This window comes from Ensifer sp., from assembly GCF_035999185.1.
Lineage (GTDB): Bacteria > Pseudomonadota > Alphaproteobacteria > Rhizobiales > Rhizobiaceae > Ensifer.
In genome coordinates, this window is record NZ_DASYHB010000196.1 from 13,643 (window position 1) to 27,994 (window position 14,352).

11 protein-coding genes are annotated in these 14,352 nt (G+C 63.0%); 4 read left to right on the top strand and 7 right to left on the bottom strand.

The window, feature by feature from the left end; genetic code table 11:
* Window positions 1-181 precede the first annotated feature (181 nt).
* Together VGO04_RS26380 and VGO04_RS26385 are read right to left on the bottom strand one after the other, a co-directional pair.
* Window positions 182-850: a tetratricopeptide repeat protein gene (locus VGO04_RS26380; protein WP_327498922.1), complete on the bottom strand. Its 669-nt coding sequence runs from the start codon at window positions 848-850 to the stop codon at window positions 182-184.
* A 175-nt stretch (window positions 851-1,025) separates the two neighbouring features.
* Complete coding sequence (locus VGO04_RS26385; RefSeq protein WP_327498923.1) at window positions 1,026-1,613, bottom strand: NnrU family protein; 588 nt, start codon at window positions 1,611-1,613, stop codon at window positions 1,026-1,028.
* A 224-nt stretch (window positions 1,614-1,837) separates the two neighbouring features.
* Between VGO04_RS26385 and VGO04_RS26390 the strand changes: the two genes are divergently transcribed.
* Window positions 1,838-2,845: a polysaccharide deacetylase gene (locus VGO04_RS26390; RefSeq protein ID WP_327498924.1), complete on the top strand. Its 1,008-nt coding sequence runs from the start codon at window positions 1,838-1,840 to the stop codon at window positions 2,843-2,845.
* 19 nt (window positions 2,846-2,864) lie between these two features.
* Here the strand turns inward: VGO04_RS26390 and sbmA are convergent, their stop codons facing one another.
* The 5 genes from sbmA to glpK form a co-directional block, all read right to left on the bottom strand.
* The gene (gene sbmA, locus VGO04_RS26395) at window positions 2,865-4,124 is read right to left on the bottom strand and encodes a peptide antibiotic transporter SbmA (protein WP_327498925.1); all 1,260 of its coding nucleotides are present in this window, start codon (window positions 4,122-4,124) and stop codon (window positions 2,865-2,867) included.
* A gap of 153 nt (window positions 4,125-4,277) precedes the next feature.
* The gene (locus VGO04_RS26400; RefSeq protein ID WP_327498926.1) at window positions 4,278-5,477 is read right to left on the bottom strand and encodes an MFS transporter; all 1,200 of its coding nucleotides are present in this window, start codon (window positions 5,475-5,477) and stop codon (window positions 4,278-4,280) included.
* A 137-nt stretch (window positions 5,478-5,614) separates the two neighbouring features.
* A complete protein-coding gene (gene map, locus VGO04_RS26405) occupies window positions 5,615-6,364 on the bottom strand; it encodes a type I methionyl aminopeptidase (RefSeq protein ID WP_327498927.1) in 750 nt (249 codons plus the stop codon).
* Between the two features lie 94 nt (window positions 6,365-6,458).
* On the bottom strand, window positions 6,459-7,517 hold the full coding sequence (locus VGO04_RS26410; RefSeq protein WP_327498928.1) for an LLM class flavin-dependent oxidoreductase: 1,059 nt from the start codon (window positions 7,515-7,517) through the stop codon (window positions 6,459-6,461).
* A 156-nt stretch (window positions 7,518-7,673) separates the two neighbouring features.
* Window positions 7,674-9,161, bottom strand: a complete 1,488-nt coding sequence (gene glpK / locus VGO04_RS26415; RefSeq protein ID WP_327498929.1) for a glycerol kinase GlpK — start codon at window positions 9,159-9,161, stop codon at window positions 7,674-7,676.
* Between the two features lie 256 nt (window positions 9,162-9,417).
* On the opposite strand from glpK, the gene VGO04_RS26420 reads away from it, so the two are divergent.
* The 3 genes from VGO04_RS26420 to xdhB all read left to right on the top strand — a co-directional run bounded on the left by VGO04_RS26420 (window position 9,418) and on the right by xdhB (window position 14,160).
* Complete coding sequence (locus VGO04_RS26420; RefSeq protein ID WP_327498930.1) at window positions 9,418-10,194, top strand: 3-hydroxybutyrate dehydrogenase; 777 nt, start codon at window positions 9,418-9,420, stop codon at window positions 10,192-10,194.
* Window positions 10,195-10,348: 154 nt separating this feature from the next.
* A complete protein-coding gene (gene xdhA, locus VGO04_RS26425; RefSeq protein ID WP_327498931.1) occupies window positions 10,349-11,824 on the top strand; it encodes a xanthine dehydrogenase small subunit in 1,476 nt (491 codons plus the stop codon).
* Complete coding sequence (gene xdhB / locus VGO04_RS26430) at window positions 11,824-14,160, top strand: xanthine dehydrogenase molybdopterin binding subunit (RefSeq protein ID WP_327498932.1); 2,337 nt, start codon at window positions 11,824-11,826, stop codon at window positions 14,158-14,160. The genes xdhA and xdhB overlap by 1 nt, the downstream gene beginning before the upstream one ends.
* The last annotated feature ends 192 nt before the right edge of the window (window positions 14,161-14,352 follow it).

Sequence of the window (14,352 nt, forward strand, 5' to 3'; positions counted from 1 at the left end):
TTTGCTGGAACTGCTCATCTAACTGTCGCAGTCCCGGACGCAAAACCGCTGCGCACTTTTGCTGGAACTGCTTTAAATGCTTTAGCGCACAACCCCAAGACCGGGAACGATCTTGGGATCATGCGCTGATTCGAACGGGTCTTGCACCCTTATGCCCATCCCTTGCAGGACGGGCGGAAACTTACGCCTTGCCGCTGGCGGCGATCACGTCGAGCAGCATCTGTGCGCGTCCCGTGACGTTGCGCGGGCTCTGCGCATCGTCGACGATCTGCTGGAACCAGGTCTTCGCCTTGGCGTAGTCGCCGGCCTTGTAGGCTGCAAGACCAAGCGCCTCGCGTGCCGAATGGCGCATGTTGTTCTGCGGCGCTGCAAGCTGCTCGACCTCGGCCGAGACCTGCTCGTAGCTGCCGGCGTCAACCAGCAGATAGGCGGCACGCAGGCGGGCCGCGTCGCGGATGGCTTCCGGAACGTTGGCGTCCTTGCCGATGTCCGAAAACGCCTTCACCGCCGCGTCCGTTTCGCCCTTCTGGGCCTGAAGCGTGGCGGCGCGCAGACGAGCGAGCACCGGATAGGCGCCGTAGCCGTCCTTCTCGAGACCGTTCAACGCAGCCAATGCCTCGTCCGACTTGTTTTCCTTGGCGAGGTTCAGCGCCTGCAGGAACGCATCGCCCGATTTCGAGGAGGCGTTGTCCTGCCAATAGTCGAAGCCAACCTTGCCGATCGTGCCGAGAACGATGAGCACGGCGATCGCCGCAATGACACCGCCGAACCGGGCCCAGATGTTCTTCATCTGCTCCGAACGCAGTTCCTCATTGACCTCGCGGATAAAGCTGTCGTCTTGGTTCGCCATCTGCTGCCCCGGCCTTGCCTGCACTGGCGTGCCGTTCGAACCGTCATCGACGGGAACAGCACGCGATCTCAAACTCTTCGAACGTGCTGAGCGCGTCCTTATGCGCGCGCCGCACTTTCATGGATTTTGCGCCTTCTACCCGATTTTGCGGCGCTTGTAAGGGGGCGAACGTTATTTAGCCCATCGCAACGGGCGCAACGCCGATCAACCATTCGTGCAGCTTCCAGACGAAGAGCACGTAGACGACGAGGCCGATGACGACAGCCAGCACGTCGTTGGCCGACGATTTGAACACCGGCAACACGCGCTCGCCCGCCCGCTCGCGGCGTTTCAGCGAAATGCGCAGGATGACGGCCCAGGCGAGAAACGAGCCGAACAGCAGCACGGAGGACGTCTCGCCGTTGGCCAGCAGATGCGCCAGCGCCCAGATCTTGATCGACAGCACCTGCGGGTGCTTCAACGCCACCGCAATGCGCCCCGCCGGCAGGAAGCCGGCAGCGGCACTAATGAACGCAAAGAGCATCAGCAGCAGCGCGATATGGCGCAGGAACACCGGGGGATTGTAGAGCATCCCGGTTTCGCTTCGGGCCTGACCGAAGCCGTAAATGATCAGACAGAGGCCGATGAGGCTGAAGACGGCGTAGATCGCCATCCAGGTGCCCTTGCCGCGGCTTTCGATGACCCCGGCGCGAAAGCCAGGCGCAACCACGCGGATGAGATGCAGGCCGAGGAAAAGAATGATGCCGAGTACGAGTATCGCCATGAGGCCACCGCTTTGTTCGAGATATCGGACCTGCTCAGCGCCGCATGCCCGAAGGGACAAGAGCGGGTCGCTGCAGCACTTTGATTTTCTGTGTCATTCGACGCTGGGCCGATTCCGGTCCAGGCCGCTATGGAGTAGCCTTGATGGCGGCTTTTTTCCAGAGCGATCAAAGGATTGCCGCATTTTCGAACCATTTCCGACAAAACAAATCATTGCAGTTGATCATGATCCGTATTCCCCTCGCCATTTCGCTCGCCCTCTGTCCCGCCCTTGCAGCGGCCGAACCATCGACCCCGGCCACGGCCCCGGCTGGCGACAAGCAGCTCGTCATCGTTTCCTTCGACGGCGCGCACGACAACGCGCTGTGGGAAAAGAGCCTGGCGATGGCCAAGCGCACCGGCGCGCATTTCACCTACTTCCTCTCCTGCACCTTCCTGATGACGCGGGCGGATGGCAAGGAAATCTACCGGCCACCGGGACAGAAGCCCGGCCGCTCCAATGTCGGCTTTGCCCAGAGCCGTGAAGAAATCGCCGCGCGCGCCGGCCATATCTGGCGGGCCCATCTCGACGGCCACGACATCGCCAGCCACGCCTGCGGCCATTTCGACGGCAAGGGCTGGAGCAAGGCCGACTGGCAGAGCGAATTTGCGACCTTCAACACGGCGCTAAGCGATGCCTGGAAGAAGGCGGGCAAGCCCGAAGCGGAACCGGCCGGCTGGTCCGAATTCGCCAAAACCGGCATCAAGGGTTTCCGCGCGCCCTATCTCTCCTTGAGCGATGGCCTGCTGCCGGCGCTGAAGGCGGACAATTTCACCTATGACGCCAGCCTTGTGACTAAGGGCCCGGGCTGGCCGACGACGAAGGACGGGCTGCCGCGCTTCGGCCTGCCGCTGATCCCCGAAGGACCTTCGCAGCGTCCCGTCATCGGCATGGACTACAATCTCTTCGTCCGCCACTCGATGGGCGTCGAGAACAAGAAGGACAGCGCGCGCTTCGAGGCGCGCACCTACGAGGCCTATCGCAAAGCCTTCGACCGCGAATATTCAGGTGACCGCATCCCGCTGCAGCTCGGCTTCCATTTCGTCGAGATGAACGGCGGTGCCTACTGGCGCGCGCTTGACCGGCTCTTGAGCGAAGTTTGCGGCAAGGCAGATGTTGCCTGTGTCAGCTACGCCCAGGCTTTGCCTTTGATCGAGCAGGCAAAAAAGAAGGCGGGTCGAACCGCCTTCTGATTGGTTTCATTCGCTCGCCTCAGGCCAGCTCTTCGTTGCCGCCAACGGCTATGAACTTCTGCTCGATTTCCGGCAGCGGCTCGTCATCGATTGCGGCTTCGAAAGCGCGCAGGCGCTTGTAGATCGACAGCAGTTCGACGATCGTCGGCCAGGACGAAACGAGGTACTGGAACGATGACGTCACCTGCCCGAAAGCACCGGAGATCTGATTGAGCGCACCGAGCGTGATCTTGCCAGCGATGATCGACGGCGCGAGGATCAGCAGCGAAAAGATGCCGTTGATCTGCAAGTAGAAAATGCGGGCGATGTTGAAGTAAAGATAGTGAAAATAGAGCCGGAAATAGTTCCGGCGAACGTTCTCGAAGAGATCGGCGACCGTCGGCGGCTGGGCGCGATCGGCGTGGTCTTCACCATAGACCAACTCCTTGCGGTAAGCCGCCTCCACGCGCTGGTTGCGAAACTCGAGGCCCGGCAGCTTGATACCGACAAGCGCCAGAAACACCGTGCCGAACAGCGACCAAAGGACAGCAGCTGTCACCAGCGGATAGGGGATGGCGCCGACGATCGGCAGCTCGCTGACATTGGCCGAAAGCCGGATCAGCACCGGGGTAAACGCAATCAGCGTCATCACGCTGTCGATGAGACTGACGCCAAGGCCCTCCACTGTCGTGGAAAAGCGCATCGTATCTTCCTGCACACGTTGCGATGCACCTTCGATATGGCGCAGCCTGCCCCAGTGGGCCATGTAGTATTCGTTCATCGCCGTCCGCCAGCGGAAGATGTAGTGGCTGACGAAAAAGCGGGTCATCACCGCGACCGCGACCGCGACCATGGCGATGCCGAGAAAGACACCGATTTCTCCATAGAACTCGGCTGCCGTCACCACCTTCGTCTTCGACACAATTGCCTGGATCAGATCCCAGAACGGGCCGTACCAGTTGTTGATCGCGACGCTGACCTGCACCTGAAAATAGGTAACGAAGAGGATGAGTGCCGAGCCGAGGATCGACCAGTTCTGCCAACGGTGCGGCGAGTAGACGTACCAGAAAGCGGCAAACAGCCCGACGACAAGCGCGAAATAGAGGTAGAACCAGATGAAGGCCGGCGACCAGAAGGCAGAGATGCCGGTGATCGGCGGCGCATCCGCGGCCAAAGGCGGCATTCCGAAGACGGCGCCCAGCTGTTCGCCGCCGCCATACCAGAAGGCTACGGCAACCAGCGACCAGACGACAAAGGATATGAAGAAGAGCTTCGGCTTCGGAAAGAAGGATAGGAACAAGTGCGGCACTCTCGTTTCGGAGGAGGAGAACAACTCGCCTCCCGAAGCGCCGAAACTAGGGCAAAGCGCCGCCGTCAACAATCGGGTAATGTAAACGTTACTGTTATTTCATCCGGACAAGGGGCGTGCGAATGGCAGGTTTTTCGCCGTTCCTCACGCGTTCAGGGCTGCCGAAATCCGCTTCAACTCGATGACGATAACCCCGCCACAGACAAGCAGCACCGCGGCCGCAATCAAGGTCGGCGCTGCGAAGCTGCCGGTGCGCTCCGCAAGCCAGCCGGCAACGAGCGGCCCGATGATCTGGCCGATACCAAAGGCAGCCGTCATCAGCGCCAACGCCTTGCGCGGGCTTTCCGGCGCAAGCCGCCTGCCGATCTGCAGGCCATAGGCGGTGATCATCATGAAGGTGGCGCCGAGCATCACCCCGCCGGCTAGCGGCGCGTAGGGCAAGGGCAAGCTGACTGTCAGCACCAGCCCCACCGCCTCGACCAGCAGGCCGATGGCATAGACACCGGCAAGGCCGAAGCGCGGCACGGCGAACCGCCAGAGATAGACGGAAAGTGCTGCGGCAAGCCCCGTCAGAAGCCAGGCGAGAAACTCGATGCTATGGCCGCCACTGGCATCGCGCGCCATCGTGACAAGGAAAGTGGCGGTGATCACATATCCGAAGCCGAAAAGGGCATAGGTCAGCGTCACCACCGTGAAGGGCCGCGTCCACAAAAGTGGCTTTTCCCTCACAGTACCGGCACCGGTGGATGGGACGCCTGGCAAAAGTGCCGCGACGACAATGGTGCCGATCAGCCCGACGAGAGCCCCGGCAAACCAGTCGCCTTGGGAGGTCGACAGCCCCGCGTGGCCAGCGAGCGGGTTCGCCCAAACCGAGAGCGAAGAGAACGCGATACCAAGGCCGACGCCGCCGAAATGGACGGCCGGCAAATGCTCCGACCGCGCCATGAGGCCGTGGCCGAGCACGATGCCGGAGATGAAGATCATGGCAAAGGCGCTGGCGAGCCCGGCGAGGAAGCGGATCAGCGCCAGCACGACAACGGAGGACGAAAGCCCCATGGCCGCGAGCAGTACCGTGGTCGCCGCAAGCGCGAAGAGGCCGATCCGGCGCTCATGCCCATGCGCCCAGCCATAGGCGGCAAGGATCGCTCCGGCGAGATAGCCGATAAAGTTGGCCGAAGCGATGAGACCCGCGTCGCCCGGCGACAAGCCGAGGTCCGCCATCATCGCCGGCAGGATCGGCGTATAGGAAAACCGGCCGAAGCCCATGGCGACGGCCATTGCAACCGCACCGGCAGTTGCGGTCGCGGAAATGTTGGTCTGAAGCGGTCTGTCGAGCGTGGTCATGCCACTTTATTGCGCCGCAACACGAGAGATCACAAACGACAATAATTGAAGGACCTATTGAGAAAATCGAACGATCGCCGATTTCAACAGGTTAGCGGCCGACGCGTGCCGGAACGCCGCGCGCCGGACGTGGTTGTTTAACCCGGCAGCGTTACCACCAGCGGCCCACCGCGGGTGACGACGACCGTGTGCTCGTACTGGACCGTCGGCGCGCGCGGATCGCTGTAGAGCGTCCAGTCGTCATTGCCGCCTTCGGCCCATTGCGCGCCCATCGACAGGAAGGGCTCGACGGTGAAGACCATGCCGTCGGTCATCCGGCGGCGCTCCTTGGGATCGGGCCAGGTGGCGATCTCGGTCGGCTCTTCGTGCAGCGAGCGTCCGATACCGTGGCTGGCGAGATTGGTGACGAGCGAATAGCGGTTCTTGCGGGCAAAGTCGCCGATCGCGTTGCCGATCGCCGCCAGCGGCTGATCGGGGCGTACCTGCTTGAGGCCGACCCACATCGCCCGCTTGCCGTCTCGGCAGAGCCGGTCGATCGCAGCCGTGACCGGAGGCACCGGGAACGACGCGCCGGTATCGGCGAAGATACCGTCCTTTTCGGCCGAGACGTCGATGTTGACCAGATCACCGGCCTTGATCACACGGCTGCCGGGGATGCCGTGGGCAATTTCCTCGTTGACGCTGATGCAGGTGGCACCGGGAAAGTTGTAGCAAAGCTCGGGCGCCGAGCGCGCACCCGCCTCCTCCAGCACCTTGCGGCCGATCGCATCGAGTTCCGCCGTGGTGATGCCGGGCTCAAGCGCCTCGCTCATTGCCTGCAGCGCATTGGCGCAGATGCGGCCGATTTCCTTCAGCCGCAGCAGGTCTTCTTCGTTGTTGAGGGTCATCCGTGTCTCGCTTTCGCGCTCACATGTAGCGTGTCGTTGTGTGTTACGCCAGCACCGAGCGAGAAGGCCGGCGCTGCCGCCGGCCCTCGAACGATCAGACGGCAGCCGGAGCCGCGGCCCTTTCCTCGGCCAGCGCCTTGCGCACCAGCGGCGCCACCTTTGTGCCGTAGAGTTCGATGCCGCGCATGATCTGGTCGTGCGGCATCGGCCCAATCGCCATCTGCAGCAGGAAGCGGTCGTTGCGGAAGAGCTTCCAGTTCTCGACGATCTTCTTCGCCACCGTTTCCGGATCGCCGAGGAACAGGTTTCCGTCGGGGCTGCGCGCCTGGTCGAAATGCGCCCGGTTCGTCGGCCCCCAGCCGCGCTCGCGGCCGATGCGGTTCATCACTTCCGCCTGCGGCCCATAGAACTGATCGGCGGCAACATCGGTCGTATCGGCAATGAAACCGTGAACGTTGATGCTGGTCTTCAGCTTGGCCGCATCCTGGCCGGCGCGACGGGCCGCCTCGCGGTAGAGATCGAAGAGCGGCGCAAACCGCCTCGGCTCGCCGCCGATGATCGCCAGCGCCACCGGCAGGCCGAGCGCACCGGCGCGCGCCACCGATTGCGGCGTGCCGCCAACGGCGATCCAGAGCGGCAGCAACTCCTGCAACGGACGCGGGTAGACGCCGCGATCATTGATCGCCGGCCGCATCTCGCCTGCCCAGGTAACTTTCTCGCTGTCGCGCACCGCCATCAGCAGATCGAGCTTCTCGGCGAAAAGCTGGTCGTAGTCGTCGAGCGACTGGCCAAAAAGCGGAAAGGATTCGATGAAGGATCCACGGCCCGCCATGATCTCGGCGCGACCGTTGGAGATGAGGTCCAGCGTCGAGAACTGCTGGAAGACGCGCACCGGATCGTCGGAGCTCAACACCGTAACCGCGCTGGTCAGCCGGATGTTCTGCGTCCTCGCGGCGGCAGCGGCAAGGATCACCGCCGGCGCTGAAGCCGCATAGTCGGGGCGGTGGTGTTCGCCAAGCCCGAAGACGTCGAGCCCCACCTGATCGGCAAGCTCGATCTCTTCAAGCAGGTTGTTGAGGCGCCGCTGCCCCTCCCTGCCCTTGTCTGCAGCATTCGGATCGACATCCGCAAAAGTGTAAAGTCCGAGTTCCATAGTGCCCGTCCTGTTTGTGTTGTCACAACAGATAGTTGGCGCGCGGGTGGGCAGCAAATGCTCATCCGGGAAACGCTGTGTTTCCCAGGCGAGCATGAATGGGAGCTGTGTCGGATCGTGGGCGGGACCAGACGAAAACGGCCGGACTGCGGACGCCTAGCTCAGCGTGCGCTTGACGGCGTTGCGCCAGCCTTTGAGCTTGGCCTTGCGCGTCTTTTCGTCCATCGCCGGTTCGAAGCGGCGATCGCGCGCCCAGGACTTGGCAAAGTCTTCCTGCTTCGGCCAGACACCGGCTCGGCTGCCGGCGAGCCAGGCGACGCCGAGCGCGGTCGTCTCCAGAATGACGGGCCGGTCGACCGGGGCGTCGAGCAGGTCGGACAGCCGCTGCATCGTCCAGTCGGAGGCGACCATGCCGCCGTCGACGCGCAGTACCGTTTCCTTGCCGTCGTTGCGCCAGTCCTTGTGCATCGCCTCAAGCAAGTCGCAGGTCTGGTAGCAGACGGCTTCCAGCGCTGCGCGCGCGAATTCGGCCGGTCCGGTATTGCGGGTCATGCCGAAGATCGCGCCGCGCGCGTCCGGATCCCAGTGCGGGGCGCCGAGGCCGGTGAAGGCCGGCACCAGATAGACCTCCTGTGTCGGGTCAGCACTTTCGGCAAGCGAGCCGGTATCGGGTGCCGCCTTGATCACCTTCAGTCCGTCGCGCAGCCACTGCACCGCAGCACCGGCAACGAAGATCGAGCCTTCGAGCGCGTAGGTGGTTTCGCCGTCGAGCCGGTAGGCGATCGTGGTCAGCAGCCGGTTCTTCGAGCGCACCATGTCCTTGCCGGTGTTCAGCAGCGCGAAGCAGCCGGTGCCGTAGGTGGATTTCAGCATGCCCGGCTTGAAGCAGGCCTGGCCGATGGTCGCTGCCTGCTGGTCGCCGGCAACGCCGAGGATCGGGATCGCCGCGCCGAAAAGCGCCGGATCGGTGACGCCGAAATCGGCGGCGCAATCCTTGACCTCGGGCAACATGGCGCGCGGCACCTTCAGGATCTTCAGCAGTTCGTCGTCCCAGGCATTCTCGGCAATATTGTAAAGGAGCGTGCGCGAGGCGTTGGTGGCGTCGGTCACGAAGGACTTGCCGCCGGTCAGCCGCCAGATGAGGAAAGTGTCGATGGTGCCGAAGCAGAGCTCGCCCTTGGCGGCGCGCGCCTGCGCCCTGTCGACGTTGGTCAAGAGCCAGTTGAGCTTGGTGCCGGAGAAATAGGGATCGAGCAAAAGGCCGGTCTTCTTGGTGAAGGTCTTTTCCAGCCCCTGCTTCTTCAGCCGGTCGCAATAGGACGCGGTGCGGCGGTCCTGCCAGACGATGGCATTGTGGATGGGGTTGCCGGTCTCGCGATCCCAGACGACGACGGTCTCGCGCTGGTTGGTGATGCCAATGCCGGCAATGTCGCTGGCCTTGATGCCTGCCTTGGCGATCGCCGTCTCGACGGTCGAAACGACGGTCTGCCAGATCTCTTCGGGATCATGTTCGACCCAGCCGGATTTCGGGAAATGCTGCCTGAATTCGTTCTGGCCGACGCCGACAACCTTCTGCTGGCCGTCGAAGACGATCGCCCGGCTTGAGGTCGTACCCTGATCGATCGCGAGAATATATCCGCCCATATGCCCCTCCCCGGCCACACGCATGTTTATTCACCCGACCACAAGGGCGGGACGTCATTTCGAAAACTTCAATACGATGGCAAAACGAATGTCAAACGAAAACAAAACGCAACCAATCGGCTTCGTCGATCCCCTCGGCAAGTCTGCGACCCAAAGGTTAAAAACACAATTGTCAGGTCAGCCGTTTTCCGCTTAGGCTGGGGCTGTTGCGCCGCAACAAAATCGGTCGGCGGCGCTGCATAGGGAGAGAGAAGCAATGACGAAAACAGCGGTCATCACCGGTTCGACGAGCGGCATCGGTCTTGCGATCGCCAAGGTCTTCGCCAAGGGCGGCGCCAACATCGTACTGAACGGCTTCGGCAGCCCTGACGAAATTAAAATGGCGACGGAAGAGGTCAGCGCGCTGACGAGCGGAACTGTGCTTTATCATGGCGCCGACATGACCAAGCCCGCCGAGATCGCCGACCTGATCGCCACCGCGACGACGCGCTTCGGCAGCGTCGATATCCTCGTCAACAATGCCGGCATCCAGTATGTCGAGAAGGTCGAGGATTTCCCGATCGAGCAATGGGATCGCATCATCGCGATCAATCTCTCCTCGTCATTCCATACGATCCGCGCCGCCATTCCCGGCATGAAGGCGAAAGGCTGGGGCCGCATCATCAACATCGCCTCCGCGCACGGCCTCGTCGCCTCGCCCTTCAAGGCGGCGTATGTCGCCGCCAAGCACGGCGTTCTCGGCCTGACGAAGACCGTTGCGCTGGAAGTCGCCGAAAGCGGCATCACTGCCAATTCGATCTGCCCGGGCTATGTGCTGACGCCGCTCGTCGAAAAGCAGATCCCCGACCAGGCGCGCACCCGCGGCATCACCGAGCAACAGGTGATCAACGACGTGATGCTGAAAGGCCAGCCGACGAAGAAGTTCATCACCGTCGAGCAGGTCGCAGCGCTTGCCGTCTATCTCGCCGGCGAGGACGCCGCGCAGATCACCGGCACGCATGTGTCGATGGATGGCGGCTGGACGGCGCAATAGCAGCCGACATCTGTCAAGAAGACGGCAGCGCGGACTTGATGTCCTCGCGCTGCCCGCATGGCGTGCAAAACTCCGTTCAGCCCTTTGCTTTTCTGCATAACCACCTAAGATCAAAGTGATTTCAGGACGTATGCAGCAGCAGGGAATGAATGGCATGCCCCAGCCGAACGGATCGATCAGCTTCATCCTCAACGATCGCGAGATCGCCCTTTCGGACATCGCGCCGACCACGACCCTACTCGACTATCTGAGACTGGAGCGCCGGCTGACCGGCACCAAGGAAGGTTGTGCCGAGGGCGACTGCGGCGCCTGCACCGTGCTCGTCGGCCGGATGGTGGGCGGCAGGCTCGTCTACGAAAGCGTCAATGCCTGCATCCGCTTCCTCGGCTCGTTGCAGGCGACCCATGTGGTTACGGTTGAACATCTCGCCGCTCAGGACGGCGCGCTGCATCCGGTGCAGCAAGCGATGGTCGACTTCCATGGCTCGCAATGCGGCTTTTGCACGCCCGGCTTTGTCATGTCGCTCTACGGCCTCTGGCTCGGCAACGACAACCCTGATCGAGCCGACATCGAAAAGGCGCTGCAGGGCAACCTCTGTCGCTGCACCGGCTACGAGCCGATCGTGCGCGCCGCGGAAGCGGCGGCCAAGGCGCGCCCTTCCGAAATCTTCGACCCGATCACACGGGAGCGCGAAACAATCACCGCACGGTTGATGGCTCTGACGCCGGTTGAAACCGTCACCGTTCGCCAGGCCGAACACTGTCTGATCGTGCCGGCCGACGGCGACGGCCTGGCAAAGGCGCTCGCCGAAAATCCGAGTGCGACGGTCGTTGCCGGCTCGACCGATGTCGGCCTTTGGGTGACCAAGCAGATGCGGCCGATCAACCCGGTGATCTTTATCAACGGCATAGCCGAACTGCAGCAGATCGAGGAGAACGATGCGGGCCTGACCATCGGCGCCGGCGTCAGTTACACCATGGCCTTTGCCGCCCTCAGCAAGACATTCCCTGCCCTCGGGCCACTGATCGACCGCATCGGCGGCGAACAGGTACGCAACATGGGCACGATCGGCGGCAACATCGCCAACGGCTCGCCGATCGGCGACAGCCCGCCGCCCCTGATCGTGCTCGGCGCCACCGTGACACTGCGCTCGACCGCGGGTCGCCGGACGCTGCCACTCGAAGCCTTCTTCATCGCCTATGGCAAACAGGACCGTAAGCCCGGCGAATTCGTCGAGAGCATCTTCGTGCCACGCCTGCCGGCGGGCAATCTCTTTGCCGCCTACAAGATTTCCAAGCGCCGCGACGAGGACATCTCCGCCTTGCTTGGCGCCTTCAGTCTATCGGTCGAGAACGGCACAGTGCAGACCGCACGCATCGCCTTTGGCGGCATGGCGGCCACGCCAAAGCGCGCCACCCATGTGGAAGCGGCATTGATCGGCAAGCCCTGGAACGAAGAAACAGTTCGTACGGCACAGGCCGCCTTCGAGACCGACTACCAGCCGCTCACCGACTGGCGCGCCACGAGCGACTATCGCATGCTTGCGGCGAAAAACCTCTTGATGCGTTTCTTCCTGGAAAGCGGTGGAGAACCCGCGCAACTCGTGCGCTACGCCGCGGGAGAGAGATAATGGACAAATCCACCTTCGAGGAACGCAAGGCGATCCGCGGCGAGATGCATGCCTCGCAGCGTCACGACAGCGCCCACAAACATGTCTCCGGCACGGCCGATTACATCGACGACATGCCCGAACCCGCAGGCACGCTGCATGGCGCGCTCGGCATGACCGACCGGGCGCACGCGGAAATCACCGCCATGGATCTGTCGGCCGTCGCAGCCGTGCCCGGTGTCGTCCTGGTGCTGACCGCCAAGGACATGCCGCATTCCAACGACATCAGCCCCAGCCACCTGCACGACGAGCCGGTGCTTGCTGATGGGCTCGTGCAGTTCCATGGTCAACCGGCCTTTGCCGTGATTGCCGAAACCCGCGAGATCGCGCGGCGGGCAGCAAGGCTGGCCAAGATCACCTATCGCGACCTGCCGCATTTCACCGACATTCTCGACGCCGTCGCCCATGGCGGCCAACTCGTGACCCAGCCCTTGACCCTGCAGCGTGGTGACGCCGAGGCAGAATTGGAGAAGTCACCGCGCCGGCTCAAGGGACAGATGCGCATCGGCGGCCAGGAGCATTTCTATCTCGAAGGCCATATCGCCCTTGCGATACCCGGCGAGGACGACGAAGTCGCCGTCTGGTCGTCCACCCAGCACCCGAGCGAGATCCAGCACATGGTCTCGCACGTGCTCGGCGTGCCCTCGAACGCCGTGACCGTCAACGTGCGCCGCATGGGCGGCGGCTTCGGCGGCAAGGAAACGCAGGGCAACCAGTTCGCAGCGCTCGCAGCCGTTGCTGCCAAGAGGCTCAACCGCGCCGTCAAGTTCCGTCCGGATCGCGACGAGGACATGACGGCCACCGGCAAGCGCCACGACTTCCTGGTCGACTACGATGTCGGCTATGACGACGACGGCCGCATCCATGCGGTCCACGCCAATTATGCGGCGCGCTGCGGCTACTCGTCGGATCTGTCAGGCCCGGTCACCGACCGCGCACTGTTCCATGCGGACAGCTCCTACTTCTATCCGCATGTAAAACTCACCTCGCAGCCGTTGAAGACCAACACGGTGTCGAACACCGCCTATCGCGGCTTCGGCGGACCGCAAGGCATGGTCGGCGGCGAGCGCATCATCGAGGAAATTGCCTATCAACTCGGCAAGGATCCGCTCGAAATCCGCAAGCTGAATTTTTACGGCGAGAAGGGTTCCGGCCGCGACATCACGCCCTATCACCAGCAGCTCGAAGACAACATCATCGCGCAGATCGTCGCCGAGCTCGAAGAGAGCGCCGACTATCAGGCGCGTCGCCAGGCGATCCTCGGCTTCAACCGGACAAGCCGCGTGATCCGCAAGGGCATCGCGCTGACGCCCGTCAAGTTCGGCATCTCCTTCACGCTGACGGCCTTCAACCAGGCCGGTGCACTGGTGCACATCTATCAGGACGGCTCGATCCACCTGAACCATGGCGGCACCGAGATGGGCCAGGGGCTCTACATCAAGGTGGCGCAGGTGATTGCCGACAGCTTCCAGGTCGATCTCGACCGGGTGCGCATCACCGCGACGACCACGGGCAAGGTGCCGAACACCTCGGCGACCGCCGCCTCCTCGGGCTCTGACCTCAACGGCATGGCGGCTCACGACGCGGCGCGCCAGATCAAGGAACGGCTGGTCGCCTTCGCCTGCGAGCGCTGGCAGACGACGCCCGACCATGTCAGCTTCGTGCCCAACCACGTGAAGATCGGCGAAGAACTCATCCCCTTCCCGGAATTCATCAAGCAGGCCTATATGGGCCGCATCCAGCTTTCGGCCGCGGGCTATTACAAGACGCCGAAGATCCACTGGGACCGCGCCAGCGGCCGCGGCACGCCCTTCTATTACTATGCCTATGGCGCGTCCGTTTCGGAGGTCTCGATCGACACGCTGACCGGCGAATACATGGTCGATCGCGTCGACGTGCTCCACGATGTCGGCCGCTCGCTGAACCCGGCGATCGACATCGGCCAGATCGAGGGCGGCTTCGTACAGGGCATGGGCTGGCTGACGACGGAAGAACTCTGGTGGGACGACAAGGGCCGGCTTCGCACCCACGCCCCCTCCACCTACAAGATCCCGCTCGCCTCCGACCGGCCGAAGATCTTCAACGTCAAGCTTGCCGAATGGTCGAGCAACGTCGAGAAGACCATCGGCCGCTCCAAGGCGGTGGGAGAGCCGCCCTTCATGCTGCCGATCTCGGTTCTGGAAGCGCTGTCCATGGCGGTGGCAAGTGTCGCCGATTACCGCGAGTGCCCGCGGCTCGATGCCCCGGCAACACCGGAGCGTGTGTTGATGGCCGTCGAGCGTCTTCGCAACGCCTGACGGCCATCGATCCCGCGCCTAGATTCGCGGCAGCTCATTGATGCTCAGCAAGCGGCGAGCGGCGGCCATGGCCTCCTCGTCGTCGCGATGCGCCCCATGAACATCCATGAAACCCATGTCTCTCTTCATGTGGTCGGAGAGCGCGTTGACATCGAGCATCGGCTTGGGGGCAACAAGGCCGCCGAACAGGGC

Bases quoted from the DNA above. Each gene is read 5' to 3' on its own strand.
- map (WP_327498927.1), bottom strand. From the start codon at position 6,364: ATGACCCTCAACAACGAAGAAGACCTGCTGCGGCTGAAGGAAATCGGC.
- VGO04_RS26400 (WP_327498926.1), bottom strand. From the start codon at position 5,477: ATGACCACGCTCGACAGACCGCTTCAGACCAACATTTCCGCGACCGCA.
- xdhB (WP_327498932.1), top strand. From the start codon at position 11,824: ATGGACAAATCCACCTTCGAGGAACGCAAGGCGATCCGCGGCGAGATG.
- xdhA (WP_327498931.1), top strand. From the start codon at position 10,349: ATGCCCCAGCCGAACGGATCGATCAGCTTCATCCTCAACGATCGCGAG.
- VGO04_RS26410 (WP_327498928.1), bottom strand. From the start codon at position 7,517: ATGGAACTCGGACTTTACACTTTTGCGGATGTCGATCCGAATGCTGCA.
- glpK (WP_327498929.1), bottom strand. From the start codon at position 9,161: ATGGGCGGATATATTCTCGCGATCGATCAGGGTACGACCTCAAGCCGG.
- VGO04_RS26390 (WP_327498924.1), top strand. From the start codon at position 1,838: ATGATCCGTATTCCCCTCGCCATTTCGCTCGCCCTCTGTCCCGCCCTT.
- VGO04_RS26420 (WP_327498930.1), top strand. From the start codon at position 9,418: ATGACGAAAACAGCGGTCATCACCGGTTCGACGAGCGGCATCGGTCTT.
- VGO04_RS26385 (WP_327498923.1), bottom strand. From the start codon at position 1,613: ATGGCGATACTCGTACTCGGCATCATTCTTTTCCTCGGCCTGCATCTC.
- VGO04_RS26380 (WP_327498922.1), bottom strand. From the start codon at position 850: ATGGCGAACCAAGACGACAGCTTTATCCGCGAGGTCAATGAGGAACTG.